Origin of the sequence: Gynurincola endophyticus (assembly GCF_003991195.1) — a bacterium.
Lineage (GTDB): Bacteria > Bacteroidota > Bacteroidia > Chitinophagales > Chitinophagaceae > Gynurincola > Gynurincola endophyticus.
The window spans coordinates 33,541-47,709 of record NZ_RCWL01000001.1 but is presented as its reverse complement, the minus strand read 5'-3'; the positions used below and the strand labels follow the sequence as shown (position 1 = coordinate 47,709).

The 14,169-nt window shown below is 39.1% G+C and carries 12 protein-coding genes and 1 tRNA gene; 3 read left to right on the top strand and 10 right to left on the bottom strand.

The window, feature by feature from the left end; all coding sequences use genetic code 11:
- Positions 1–5 precede the first annotated feature (5 nt).
- The 7 genes from D9O48_RS00195 to D9O48_RS00165 form a co-directional block, all read right to left on the bottom strand.
- A complete protein-coding gene (locus D9O48_RS00195) occupies positions 6–1,370 on the bottom strand; it encodes a glucoamylase family protein (RefSeq protein ID WP_199750464.1) in 1,365 nt (454 codons plus the stop codon).
- Between the two features lie 10 nt (positions 1,371–1,380).
- Positions 1,381–3,033 carry a glucoamylase family protein gene (locus D9O48_RS00190; protein ID WP_126969392.1) on the bottom strand — a complete coding sequence of 551 codons (1,653 nt, stop codon included), beginning with the start codon at positions 3,031–3,033 and terminating at the stop codon, positions 1,381–1,383.
- Positions 3,034–3,086: 53 nt separating this feature from the next.
- Entirely contained in the window at positions 3,087–3,911 is an 825-nt protein-coding gene (locus tag D9O48_RS00185) for a LamG domain-containing protein (protein ID WP_126969390.1), read from the bottom strand.
- A 20-nt stretch (positions 3,912–3,931) separates the two neighbouring features.
- Positions 3,932–5,440, bottom strand: coding sequence for a RagB/SusD family nutrient uptake outer membrane protein (locus tag D9O48_RS00180; protein WP_199750463.1), 1,509 nt, complete (start codon positions 5,438–5,440; stop codon positions 3,932–3,934).
- 19 nt (positions 5,441–5,459) lie between these two features.
- Positions 5,460–8,765 (bottom strand): TonB-dependent receptor, encoded by a 3,306-nt coding sequence (locus D9O48_RS00175; protein ID WP_199750462.1) that lies wholly within the window; start codon positions 8,763–8,765, stop codon positions 5,460–5,462.
- Between the two features lie 187 nt (positions 8,766–8,952).
- Positions 8,953–10,059 (bottom strand): FecR family protein, encoded by a 1,107-nt coding sequence (locus D9O48_RS00170; RefSeq protein ID WP_126969386.1) that lies wholly within the window; start codon positions 10,057–10,059, stop codon positions 8,953–8,955.
- 64 nt (positions 10,060–10,123) lie between these two features.
- Positions 10,124–10,705 (bottom strand): RNA polymerase sigma-70 factor, encoded by a 582-nt coding sequence (locus D9O48_RS00165; RefSeq protein ID WP_233589119.1) that lies wholly within the window; start codon positions 10,703–10,705, stop codon positions 10,124–10,126.
- A 115-nt stretch (positions 10,706–10,820) separates the two neighbouring features.
- Here D9O48_RS00165 and D9O48_RS00160 point away from each other — a divergent pair.
- Positions 10,821–10,894 (top strand) — tRNA-Ile (locus D9O48_RS00160).
- A 140-nt stretch (positions 10,895–11,034) separates the two neighbouring features.
- Positions 11,035–11,529 (top strand): TPM domain-containing protein, encoded by a 495-nt coding sequence (locus D9O48_RS00155; protein ID WP_126969384.1) that lies wholly within the window; start codon positions 11,035–11,037, stop codon positions 11,527–11,529.
- 102 nt (positions 11,530–11,631) lie between these two features.
- On the opposite strand, the gene D9O48_RS00150 is transcribed toward D9O48_RS00155, so the two are convergent.
- From D9O48_RS00150 to D9O48_RS00140, 3 genes are read right to left on the bottom strand one after another with little or no spacing between them, the layout of a single operon-like run.
- On the bottom strand, positions 11,632–12,663 hold the full coding sequence (locus D9O48_RS00150) for an ABC transporter substrate-binding protein (protein WP_126969382.1): 1,032 nt from the start codon (positions 12,661–12,663) through the stop codon (positions 11,632–11,634).
- A 4-nt stretch (positions 12,664–12,667) separates the two neighbouring features.
- Positions 12,668–13,378, bottom strand: coding sequence for an ABC transporter ATP-binding protein (locus D9O48_RS00145; protein ID WP_158624778.1), 711 nt, complete (start codon positions 13,376–13,378; stop codon positions 12,668–12,670).
- Positions 13,368–13,847 carry an ABC transporter permease gene (locus D9O48_RS00140; RefSeq protein WP_233589173.1) on the bottom strand — a complete coding sequence of 160 codons (480 nt, stop codon included), beginning with the start codon at positions 13,845–13,847 and terminating at the stop codon, positions 13,368–13,370. Before D9O48_RS00140 ends, D9O48_RS00145 begins: the two co-directional genes overlap by 11 nt.
- On the opposite strand from D9O48_RS00140, the gene D9O48_RS18990 reads away from it, so the two are divergent.
- On the top strand, positions 13,789–13,965 hold the full coding sequence (locus D9O48_RS18990; protein ID WP_233589180.1) for a hypothetical protein: 177 nt from the start codon (positions 13,789–13,791) through the stop codon (positions 13,963–13,965). The two genes, D9O48_RS00140 and D9O48_RS18990, sit on opposite strands and share 59 nt — an antisense overlap.
- The last annotated feature ends 204 nt before the right edge of the window (positions 13,966–14,169 follow it).

Genomic DNA, 14,169 nt, shown 5'->3' with positions numbered 1-14,169 from the left:
AATTATTATTTTTTGGGACCTGAAAGATAAGGACTTTCGAAGCCCAATTTAATAAGCCCTTCCTGAACTTCAGAGCAATTCATGAATAATTTCCAAAATAATTCAGAGCGGTAGTTTTCAATCATCACTACCATTGGCCCCTGATCAATGGCCAGGTAATGTTTTGGATACCAGTTTTCCTGATCACTAAAAGCGTCATAGAAGCCATATTCGCCCCAAAGCTTTGAGTGATAATTAGTAAACCAATTGCGGATGGCACGTAAACTTTCCTGTGGTGTATATACAATAGAAGATACGGCAGCCGTAGGTGTAATAACGCCGAGGTCTCTGTCAACTCCCGGTGCATGTGCAGCATAGCCTGACGGAGAATATGAAGCTGTCAATCCCCAGTTATTCGGACCATAATTTTTATAGGCATGCGGATTTTCAACACACCATTTGAAATTAATCAGTACCTGGTTTTTAGTTTCCTGCTCATAATCTGCATAAGTATCTTTCAAACCACGCGGATCCAGGCCCAGATAGGAATAATGTGCCCAGAATAAAGGACCTCCGTATTCAGGGTTATCCTGGTGTTTTAACCCGTAACTGTAACCGTATTTAGTATTAGCAGATTTAATTCCTCCGTTCATAGCCCATCCCTGATGGTACACTTTCGGACTTACCGGATGTGTTGGCGAAGAGGCTGCTAATAAATAAGTTATCAGGCACTCATTATAACCGCGAATCTGGAAATTCATATCCCATTGATATTTCGGACTCCAGTGCCAGTACAATGAATTTCCTCCACGGGTATAAAAATTAAAATCTATCGTTTTCCAAAGCTGATCCATTCTGGCAGCAAGCGCTTTTTCCTGCTCATTTCCGTTCTTGAAATATTCTCTGCAAACAAGCAAGCCTTGTGCAATAAAAGAAGTTTCAACGATATCTCCACCGTCATCTTTAGTGCTGAACGCTTTCACTTTTCCGTTATAATCGTACCACCAATGCGGCCATGCCCCATGAAAACGGTCTGCTTTTTCAAGAAAAGCGGTCATTTTCGATAATCTTTCAACCGCCTGTTGTCTGGTAATCCAGCCTCTGTTTACAGCAGCAATAACAGTCATCAATCCAAAGCCGGAACCGCCACTGGTAATTACATCCTGATCTTTTTGAGGATATACACCATCCATGTGAATTCTTTCTTTAGACATTCCTGATACAGTATCACTTCCATTCCAGAAATAAAGGAATGCTCTGTATTGAACAGAATCCAGTAATTGTTCGTCAGTAAATTCTACCGGCTCCTGAGGTGAAGGGGTTTTAGCCTCGCCACACGCAGTAATAATAGCGGTAATTGATAGTATCAGATATAATATTCTTGTGTTCATATTTTTCATATTATAGCTTAGGACTAGAGAAACCAAGAGAAGTCATCGCTGATTTTACTTCGGGTGCACTCATAAACAGATCCCAGATTAGTCCGGTGCGATAATTTTCAATCATAATAATAATCGGCCCCTGGTCAATAGCGATATGACTGGTAGCGAACCATCGGTCTTTAATAGAAAATGCATCTGCAAATCCGTATTCTTTCCACAACTTATCTCCGAGTACATAATAGTAGAACTCCAATGCGCGCATTGACTCTGCAGGAGTAAACGGCATTGATGAAATAGCTGCTGTTGGTGCAATAACACCGATGTCATTGGTAGGAGAGCTGGCGGTGTAACCGTTTGGAATATCACTGGCAGTTAATCCCCACACTGAATTACTATATCCCGGCTGGTTATTTGGATTTTGAACGCTATGATTGTAATGAATCAAAGCGTGATTTTTATTTTGTGTAAAATAATTCGTGTACTGATCGGTGAGGTCTCTCGGATCAATTCCTAGGAAGGAATAATGAGAAAGGAATAAGGGGCCTCCGTAACTATAGCCTAAAGGTAACTGAACGCCATAAAAGCTATTTCCGTTTACGAACGAACCGTTACGCGTCCAGCCATTATCATAAACAGCTTTTGTAATCGGATGGGTAGGTGAAGCTTTTGCTAATACATAGGTAATGAGACATTCATTCCATCCGCTGACTGCCAGGTTCATATCCCAACCGTATTGTTCACTATAGTGCCAGTAAAGTTGATTGGTTCCACCTTTAGTAAAAAAGTTCCATTCGATTCCTTCCCAGATAGCATTGATATCTGCACGTAATTGGGTTTCTACGGCATCGGCACCACTAAAATACTGACGGGCAGCAATCAGGCCCTCCATTAATAAAGATGTTTCTACGATATCGGCACCATTATCTTTTGTACTGAAAGGCTGGATAGCTCCTGTAACGCCATTAATCCAGTGAGAAAAAGCACCTTTTACTTTTACTGTTTTATTTAATAAGAAATCGCTCATTTTAGCTACTCTGGCAGCTCCTTCCGCTCTGGTAATAAATCCTCTTTCAACACCTACAATAATAGCCATTACACCAAAGCCTGAACCTCCTGAGGTTACGATATCACCTGAGGTGTTTCTTTCACGGATGAGGCCACTCACAGGATGTCCGAAATCCCAGAAATATTTAAATGTTTGTTGTTGAACTTTTGTCAATAAATCTTCCTGAGAAATTCTGGAAAATTTATCGGTTGAATCGATTGCTGTAACGAGTTTCACCTGTATCGCAGGATTCAGGTATTTTCCGTTTACAGCCTGAAGGTTTTGAAGAATTTCCAAACGGTATTCTTCTAATGATTTTAATGAGGTTTGAGGTTTTACAGCAACGTCTTTATCGTTATTCGTCCATTCCAGTTGAATAGGAACATCATTATTAGCGGGGTCTTTCAGACGCAGTCCTGTTGGGATAGAGCTCTTATTAATCGCCGTAGAAAATTTCAAAGAAATGACAGGAGAGGCGGATACATTTGAATAACTATATCCGGAATTAACACCGTTTACCTGAATAGCATTTAGCATCAGGGCATTATTATCTGTTTCGGTTTTAGGGTCAGATTTTTTACAGGCAAACAAAAAAAGAATACAACACAACCAAGTACCAATACGCATAGCAATACAATATTTAAAAAGAAAGGGAGTTTCCTCCCTTTCTTATGAGAAAATTAATTCGCAGCATTATACAAACCTGCTATTTCTGTAGCACTCATTGCATAATCATAAATTCTGAACTGATCCATCTGACCGGTGTATCTTAACATCCAGCCATCAGGATTTCCCCAGGGGCTTCCTAAATGTTGCTGAAACGCACCCATCACAAAACCTGATACATCTTTGAAGGCCAACTCACCCAAAGGGTTTCCACCGCTTACGCGATCTTCCCATCCGTTAGGTAAAGTATATTGTTGTCCGTCGATATACATTTTCACTTTTGAAGTAGCACCGTCATAGGTAAAAGCCAGGTGCAACCAACGGTCATACATATTCGCAAGTTTATTTGCTCCGCCGAAATCTAACCATTGGCCGGCGAAGTTGAATTTAATCTGCATTAAATCATCGCCACCGTTTCCTTCAATCATGAGGAACATATTTCCCCAGAAATCTGAAGTACGTGGAAGCATCCATAAACATTGTGCACCACCGGTATGTTTTCCGGTTTTGATCCAATGTGCTACGGTAAAGCTTTTTAACTCAGCCAATCTTCCGGCAGGTGTCACTCTTATCATACCGTTGCTGGCACCCTGAAATGCTTTTCCGGTTTTACCATCAACGAAGGTTACGTTTGAAACCACTCCTTTAGTTGAAGTAACACTATCTAATGCATCGCCCTCAAAAGCCCACATTCTAACTAATGGCCCGCTAAGGTTTGATGTATCGGAAGGTTTGAAATCCATCGGAGGCGTTTCAAATTTTTGACAAGCAGGGAATATTGATATTCCGAATAGTAAGGCAGCTGCTAAACTACCAAACAATAATTTATTTAATTTCATTATTATAAGAGTTTAGAACATTATTGATAATCTGGATTCTGGATAAGTTTACCACCTGACTTATCGATTTCCGGTTGCGGAATCGGCATTAAGCGGTGTTTCAGCTGATAGCCTGTTTTACCATGTGCATGCAAAACATCTACATCAATATCCCAGCGAACCAGATCAAAGAAACGTTCATTTTCCATACCCAGCTCAACACGGCGCTCGTGACGGATAGCATCTCTTAACTCATCCTGATCGTCTGTAGTTACGACAGGTAATATAGTAGTACTATTGCCACGGGCTCTTCCGCGAACCTCTTCTAAATAACCCTTTGCTTTAGTGATATTCTGTGGACCGCCTATTTCGTTTGCAGCTTCAGCAGCCATTAAAAGAACATCTGCATATCTGATGATACGCACGTTCATCCACTGACCGGCCTGGCTGTTCATCTGATTTCTTACTGCAGGGTTGGTATATACTTTTTTATTCCAGTAGTTTCTCGGAATGGTAGCTGTTGCAGGAGGTACATTTTCATTATATGGTGTATTCACCTGACCACTGTATAATAAAGTAGCATCTTTACGCGGGTCGCCTGTTTCAAAAGCCTGTGCAAGGTTTTCTGTAGGAGTATTCCATCCCCAGCCTAAGTTCCACACACCTGCACCTCTCACACCCTGTACGGTGGCGTACTGAGTTCCGAGATTAGTGATGGTAGGAGAATAAAAAGCCTGAATTTCGAAAATAGACTCTACATTATTCTCTCCGGTTTCTCTGAAAATAGATTGATAATCGGTAACTAAAGAATATTTCCCTAGATTGATTACTGATTCGGCAGCAGATAAAGCCATACCCCAATTACTTCTCCACAGGTAGGTTTTAGCCTGTAAGGCGAATGCCGCACCTTTGGTTAAACGACCGGCGAAGTCTGCAGGCCACTCAGTTGGCAGATAAGCAACCGCATCCTGTAAATCTGCGTCAATCAGTTCGAAGATTACATTAGAAGGACTTTTCGCGATATTAGACTCTCCTAATTCAGTTACTCTGAAGTCTACTTTCGGAATTTCTCCGAATGTACGAACCAGGTTAAAATATGCATACGCGCGAATAAATTTCGCTTCTGCCAGGTTAATCATTACAGCTGGTTCAGTGCTTCCTGATTCATTAATATCAACGATCACGTTGTTTGCTGATTGAATCAGGCGGTAGTGGTGTGTCCAATAGTTATTCATTAACCAGAAATCGGTTCTGTACTGGAAGTTATCAAAGATACCTTCTGCATCTGCACCGTCATTGGTAGCGCTACCTTTATCAGAATCGTCAGAACGCATACCGTGAATGGCTATGTAAGGCAACCCGGCTACACCTTCCTGACGAAGGTTTGCATAAGCGCCGAATACTTCACTTTCAAAAGAAGATCCCTGTACTTCATCTAAAACGTATCTCCCCAAAGGATCTCTATCTAAGAATTTTTGACAACCGGTGGCAAAAGTGGCTACCACTAATGCTACCGTCCATATTTTTGAATTCATTCGTTTCAGTTTCATAATAGTAGATTAATGGCGTTTAGAAATTAAGATTTAAACCAAAAGTGTAAATAGCAGGAACCGGATAAGTACCGTTATCGATACCGAATGAAGTAGCACCGCCACCTATTTCAGGAGTAAATCCTGTAGCGTTGGTGAAGGTTGCCAGGTTCTGCGCATTTAAATACACTCTTAATGATTTTAACGTAAGTTTTCTTAAGAACTCACCACTAAAGCTATATCCGAGTTGAAGGTTTCTGATTCTGAAGTAAGAACCGTCTTCAATCCAATAGTTTGAAGCCAGGTAGTTATTGGGTCTGCCGGTATGTAAAATAGGATCCCAGTTAGAGGTACCAGGGCCATTCCATCTGTTAGCAAAATGTTGCTGATAGTTGAATTGTGCGAAAGTTCCTCTGTTCCAGTCACGGAAAATTTCATTACCGTAAACACCGTTGAATTCGATACCGAAATCGAAACCTTTATATTTTGCACTTAAATTAATACCGTAGAAGAAATCAGGATTCGGATTTCCGATCATTGTTCTGTCGGCTTCCGTAATTACGCCGTCTCCGTTTACGTCTCTGTATTTAATATCACCAGGTTTTACCTCACCCATGTTATTAGAAGGAGATCTTAATATTTCAGCATCTGTTTGATAAATACCATCGCTGATATAACCAAAGAAATAACCGATCGGATAATTAACCGTAGTTCTGGCAACACCGCTGATAATTTCATAACCGGTAAAGCCAAGTGTTTTAACTTTGTTGTTAATAGTCGTTAAGTTAGCACTCACATTATAAGTGAAATCTTTACCTACGGCATCACTCCAGTTTAACATAAACTCCCAACCGCTGTTCGCAATTTCACCCAGGTTTAACTGGCTTGGTTGCTCACCTCCGATACCAGGAACCTGAACAATGATATTTTTAGTAAGCTTATTGTAATAATTTACCTCCCCGCTTAATCTTCTTCTTAATGTGCTGAATTCAATTCCTGCTTCTGCAGAACGAACACTTTCCCATCTCAGGAAAGGATCAACAATCAATGCATTCTGATAAGCATAGTGAATGGTATTACCAAAAACTGCAGAGTTTGCCGTTGTTACTACCGGATATGCAGGATACGAAGTACCTACATTCTGATTTCCTAAAATACCCCATGATGCTTTAAACTTCAAGCCGTCAAAGATATTCTGGTTCATCATGAAGTCTTCATTGTAAATATCCCAGCCGATACCCACCGCTCCGAAGTTCTGGAAGTGATTGTTAGGAAACGCTGAAGAACCGTCACTTCTGAATGAAGCATTCAAAAGGTATTTATTATCATAGTTGTAAATCAATCTACCCAGGTAAGATACGGTAGCCCATTCCCAGGCATCACCGCCCCCTCTTTTAGTTTCATCCAAACCTACATCCTTCACATACCATTTGTCCGGATTATTAGGAATAAAGTTTTTACCATCATCCTGAACAGAAGAGTTTACCGCTTCCATACTGTTGTAGTAAGTGGTAAAACCGGCCATTGCCGTAAGGTTGTGTTTATTCAGGTTTTTCTTATAGGTAAGAATATAGTCTTGCTGAATTTTTGAATAAATACTTTGCGACTGGTTTACCGAAGTTCTTCTTCTGATAGAGTCTCCTTTATACGAACCCACTACTTCAGGGTTGTAAGATACCCAAAGCGGAGAATAACCTCTGCTGGTATTGAAACCGTAGTCAGCATACAAAGTGGTTCTGAAATTGAAGTCTTTTAAGAAAGTTACATCTGCATAAATAGAACCTACCGCGCGATATTCTCTACCGATATTGGTTCTCTTATTTACTTCAATATCGAACATCGGGTTGGCTACCTGCGCTCTCTGGAAGATAGGTAAAGTGTGGTAATAACCGGAAGGCTCATTAAATACCGGCGCAATAGGAGCTGCTCTGATTGCCGATCCTACGCCTTTTGCATCAGGTAATTCAGCTCTGTAACCGTTAAAAGTGAAACCCAGTTTAATATTTTTATTAACAGTCAGTTCATTATTGGCATTAATGGTTATTTTCTTATAATCCTCATGTTTAATCAAGCCTTCCTCGTTGATTAAACCTAAACCAAGATAAAATCTGTTTTTATCAGTAGCACCGTTAATGCTGATGTTATTGTAGTTCAACACTCCATTCTGGAAAATTTCATCCTGCCAGTTGGTATTTGCCTGCCAATCGGTATAATCGTACGGCGCAGACCCCATATTCACGAGTTGTTCATTGTATAACTCCTTAAATAAATTGGCATCAGCCATTTTCATTCTGTCCTGAACAGATTTTATACCAACGCTGGTATTGAAGTTTACATTCGTTTGTCCGGCTTTTGCTTTTTTGGTAGTAACGATAATAGCACCGTTTGCACCTCTCACCCCGAATACCGCCAGCGAAGAAGGGTCTTTTAAAATCTCCATGCTTTCGATATCTGCCGGGTTGATGAAGTTGATATTGTCGTTCAAAATACCGTCTACAATATAAACAGGCTTAATGGTGTTGATCGAGTTGGTACCTCTGATACGAACATCCGGCTCTGATCCGGGGCGACCACTGTTCACCACACTCATACCAGCCACTTTACCTTGTAAGCTACTGATCGGATTAGCAGCAGGTTTGTCACCAACTTCTTCACCTCTGATAGATACGATACTACCCGTTAAGTCTCTTTTTCTGGCAGTACCATAACCAATCACCACCACTTTTTCCAACTCACTCTGATCTTCCTGAAGGCTTACGGTAATTTCTGTACGTCCGTTTACAGAAACCTCCTGTGCTAAATAACCAATATAAGAAACCACTAATACAGCATCTTCTGTGGCTGCAATGGTAAAGGCACCATTCGCATCAGTAGAAGTTCCGATAGAAGTTCCTTTAATAGTAACAGAAGCACCTACAACAGGAACACCTGTTGCATCTACTACACGACCACGAACAGTTTGCTGTACAGGTGCCTGATTACCTTGTTTTAATACTACTAAGTTGTTTGATAAAATTTGAAAAGATATGCCTTGTTCCTTAAACAATCTTGCCAAAACAGAAGACACGTCTTCATTCTGAGCATGAACGCTCACTCTTTTGTTTTTGTCAATGTTATTTTCATTGTAAAGGAATCTGTATTCAGTTTTGCCTTCGATAGTATTCAGTGCTTTCTTGAAAGCAACCGATTGAAGGTTAAGGGTGACTTTTGATTGAGCAATCGCGTTGGCACTCACTTGTAAAACTGATACCACTAATAAGAGAAAGTATAGTTTCATAATAAAAGCAAGCTTTAAGATACTTTGAGGTTTTCCACGATGAGTAGGAAAAATCCCGTAATTTTTCATATTTTAAGCGTTGAAAGGTTGATAAATAGATATCTGTGAACCTTGCAGGGTTAGATATCCGTTCAGTTTTTCTCATTTCAGTGTGGGGTTGTTGCAGCAATCCCACCTGTTTTTCTCTGGTTAAGCAATCATTTTAGGAGCTGTTTTCTAGCAACATGTATTCTTTGGGTTTAATGTTTTTTTGTTTTTATTTAATGATGATGAGTCGCGGTGATGTTCTTTCGTAGTCAAAGTCAACTACAAATTGTAAAGCTTGTAATGCCTGATCTAATGTTTCATTTTTAAAACTCCCTGTCAGCTGTTGTTTGAATAAAGCCGGATTCTGAATCTGAATTTTAATACCATACCATCTCTCCATCAACTTCGTCACTTCACTAAAATTCATTTCATTAAATACGAGTACATTCTCTACCCAGGCTGTTTCTAATACAGCATCATTGGTTTCATCGTATCCCAGCGGCTTAATTGCCACTTCAGGCTCTTTGATATCTTCTTTTATTGCAGCATTATTCTTTTGTGAAGAAACGGTTGCACTGGAAAACTCTCTTACAACAATTTTTTCCCATGGTTTCAGTAAAATAGGGGCAGATTCACGATCTTTTAAAAGCACTTCAATCGATCCTTTAATCAGCGAGGCTTCCGTAGTGGGCTCGCCGGGGTAAGATTTTACATTAAAAGTCGTACCAAGCACTTTAATATCCATTCTGTGTGTATGAATAATGAAAGGCATATTGTTTTTCTTCTTTACATCGAAATAAGCTTCTCCCACCAATGTTACTTCTCTGATGTCTTTTCCGAATTCTTTTGGATAGGTCAGTTTTGAGCCTGCATTCAACCAAACGACAGTACTGTCGGGTAATCTCAACTGTGATTTCGAACCGTTCGGTGTTGTAATTTCATTCATTGCCGTCACCGCAGCTAATACGGTTGTTTGTTTCGGTTCACGCAGTAACCACCATCCGGCAACAGTAATGATTGCCGCAAAAGAGGCCGCTATCAGCCATCTGAACCCCGTTCTTCGCGGAGCTTGTTCTATCATGTAAGAAGTATCGTCTGAACCGTTGGAGAAATGAATACCTTTTTCGGCCATTCTGTTCAGGTGTCTGGCATAAGCATCTTCAAGGTCAGCCGGGTCAACTTCCTCATCTTTTTCCCATAATCTGTTGAATACTTCCAAACTAAAGTGACTGTCTGGGTACTGACGTATGAGCATATCCAACTCCTTCAACTCTTCCATTGAAGCTTCGTCAGACAATTTCCGGGCTATCAGCAACCAAATTCTTTCTACTTGCATTTAAACGAGGTTATTCTATTTATCCAGATAGATCCCGTTTTGAGGCAAATCCCCTAAAGCAATGTTAAATTTTTTTCTGATCAGGTTTTTTCAGACTGAGTTTCAGCGTTTTGCTAATTTTTTGAAGAGCAATAGCTAGTTGATTATCAATAGTTTTAACAGAAATATTCAGAATGGAAGCAATTTCTTTATATTTTAAGCCATCTTCCTTACTTAACTGAAATACCATTTTACATTTTGGAGGGAGCTGCTCTATTGCAGCCCGTACCCGCTGTACCATTTCTTTTGAAATGAGCAGATTTTCCGGATTCAGGTTGCTGGTTGCCAGCATCACATCCAGGTCTTCGAGCTGAACTGAGTTGATTTTTTTCTGTTTTACCAGATATTTGAGGGAGTGATTGCGAACACTGATATATAAATATACCCGCAGGTTTTCAATGCGTTCCAGATCCTTTCTTTTTTCCCATACCGTCATTAATATATCGGAAACAATTTCCTCTGCAACTTCTTTTTGTTGTACAAAACTGCGCGAAAAGTTTATCAGGGGCACATGCATCTCCATAAACAGCTCTTTGTAGGCTGTTTCATCATCATATAGAGCAATGCGGCGCTGCAATTCCTGTATAGATAACTTTTCTATCTGCACGTTTCCGAATTGAGTTTATAGTTTCTGGACCAGTGCAAGTTAAGCTAAAAAAAATTGATGTTTTTTTAAGTTCCGTGATTCTTTTTTTTCTACATTTGCAATCCGCCATCCGGCAGGACCCATAGCTCAGCAGGTTAGAGCATCTGACTCATAATCAGAGGGTCACTGGTTCGAGCCCAGTTGGGTCCACAAACAAAAAGAGGTCTTTAAAGACCTCTTTTTGTTTACATATATCTTCTTTTTAAAGTGCAACATTTTAACTTCCTCCACACTTAGTTGTAGATAAAATCAAAAAAAATCATTACTTTTTGTATAATAAAAACGCACTCATGAAGCAGTTTTTCTTCTGTTTTGTTCTGCATCTGTTTTCCATTATTTCCTACACACAAATACAACCCATACCAGCCCCTGCAGGTTACGTAAGCGATTTTGAAGAATTGTTTACCCAACAGGAAATAAAATACCTCGATAGTATTATTCTTGACTTTGAACAACAAACAACCATCCAGATTGCCATTGTTACTATAGATTCTGTCATACTTAGCAATCAGCAGTTTGACGCACTGATAATACGTATCGCCAACGAATGGGGTGTAGGGCAGAAAGATAAAAACAATGGCATCACCATAGGAATTTCAAGATACGCACGTCAAATGAGAATATCTTTAGGTTATGGAATTGAACCGCTGCTGTCAGATGAAGAAACAAAAACGATTATAGAACAATACCTCATTCCTTACTTCCGGGAAAATAAATTTTATGAAGGTACCCTGAACGGATTACTTCAACTCACTAATGAATTAAAAGAAAAACTTAAAAAATAATTGTAAAAAAGGTGGAGTTTATTACTCCACCCTTTTACTTTGATTCCTATTTCTCTGTGAATATTTTACTGAAGAACTCTCCGATAACTTTCATTTCAAATCTTATTGCTTTTTATACTCGATTTTTGCCGGGCTTACTACATTGGGAATAAAGCTCAGATCTACCAGTTCATTTATATTCTGCATACGATCCAGCAAACCGATTTCAACACCTATCTGATTAATTCTGGTAAATTCTGCATAGGAAGGTTGCAGATTTATATAAGAAACCCTTTGTGGAGATTTTGCCATCAGAATATACTTCAACAGATTCACATCCTGATTATAATATTCCGCAGCCAGATTAGCAGCCTGCTCTCTGTTTTCTTCTAACCAGGCGCCAGATTCTGCAATTCCTCTAACCAGCTCTTTTACTGCATCGGGTTTATTTTTAATCAGGTCTTCATGCACCACTAATACGCAAGAAATAAAATCCGGCCAGATCTCGCTCGACAGATAAAGTACTCTTCCAACGTCTTCCATTTCTGCTTTTGCAGGAAAGGGCTCCCCTACAAAAAAAGCATCAATAGCTCCTGATGCCAGTGCCATCGGCATTTCAGGAGGAGGTAAAGGAATAAAGTTTACATCGGAAACATCGTATCCCTTCTCTTTCAGCAAAGCATATAATACAAAATGCTGATTACTGTATAAACTTGGTACGGCAATGTTTTTTCCTACCAGGTCATCTATAGATTTATAATTACTATTTTTCTTCACGATGACCTGCGACCCGTCGCGGTGACCAAGATAACAGATGCGTATAGGCACACCATCTTGTTTTAACTTAAAAGCAAGCGGAGCTACCATCATAGTAGCCATCAGGTCTTTTGACTGTATGGCATTAGCAATCGTTGGAAAGTCAAAAAATCTTTTTGATACAAACTCATACTCGGTGGTAGTTGTTTTAGAAGTGTAATCAGTCACCGGACAAGTCAGATGGCAGGTTACAGGCAAATGCCCAACATTAATTTTTTCAAGTACGCGTTTTTTTTCAACCTGTTCTTTTTTCCAAAAAGAAGCAGACAATATACCTGCCGATTTTACACTAACGACAGTGATAAAAAGCACCAGCAAAATTACGGTAAGTCTAAACATAGTTTTAAGTAGTTAGTTTACTGATAATAGAATATTTCAGGTCATGCAGCTGTTGTTGACCTGCTTCACCGCTATAACTTTTATTTAATCCAATATCATCTATAATAGTGGTTGGCTTTTTGTTTAACACACATATTCTTTGCGACATTTCAATGGCTTCATCAATATCATGTGTAATCAGAATGATTGTTTTATCAAGTTCTTTCATCGCATTTACGAAGTCATTCCTGATGGTAATTCTATTGATATAGTCAAGTGCTGAAAACGGCTCGTCCAACAAAATAATATCGGTTTCACCTACCAGGATGCGCATCAGTTCAACCTTCTGTCGCATCCCTCCTGAAAGTTGATTAGGATAAAAATTTTCAAAAGGTTCTAATTTCAGTTTGTGTAGCAAATACTTATAAACTTCTGTATTACCTTTTGTTTTATTCTTTCCAATTAATATATTTTCCCGTACACTCAGCCAGGGAAACAGACTACTATTCTGAAATACGGTTCTAATATTTCCATTCACTGTTACAGCTCCTTCGCTCGGTGCAAGATAGCCGGCAATTAAATTAAGGATAGAAGTTTTTCCACATCCGGATGGGCCGACAATAGATACAAATTCTTTCTTCTTTATAGTGAAATTCAATTCCTGAAAAAGTACAAAGTCATCAAATGACAGATGTACATTTTCAAACTTCACAGAGATGTCTGAACTATTTTGCATAAACATTGCCTCTTGTTTTGGTTAAACAATATTGAAAAATGTTATCCAGTAAAATGCCTAACACCCCGATAGTAATAATGTAGCAAACAGCAACATCAAGCTTCAAACCATTTCTTGCATCCCAGATAGCGTACCCCAATCCATCCTGACTTCCAACCATCTCTGCTGCAATTATTACCACCCAGCTAATGCCAAAGCAGATTCGCAATGAGGTAATTAACTCCCTGTTGATAGCAGGTAATATTAATTTCATAAACATATCCCTCTTACTAAACTGATACTCTTTGGCCACTCTGAAAAACGACTCCGGTATATTTCTAACGGCTGCAATAACTGATATAATAAGTGGAAAAAAAGAAGCCATTATTATAATAAAGATGGCTGGCTTATCACCAATCTGAAACCACAGAATGGCAAAAGGAATCCAGGCAAGCGGTGAAATAAATCTGAAAAAGTTAAATACCGTTATTAATGATTTTGAAGACCGTAGATATAATCCGATTAAAACTCCTAATGGAATTGCTGTAAATATGGTCACCAAAAAACCAAATAAAATTCTATACAACGAATACATAATATCACTGTAAAACCTGAAGGAATTTACCAGCTTAACAAACGACAACCATATATTATTAGGACTAGGAAAAGCGTATTCCGGAAAAACTTTCATATAAGATATAATCCACCAAACGGAAATCAATATCCCAAATAAAGCAGATCTGTAAAATAATAGTTTAAAAAAAAGAATGACCTTCATAGTTATTTTTTCTATTACAAATAATTGAATCTAT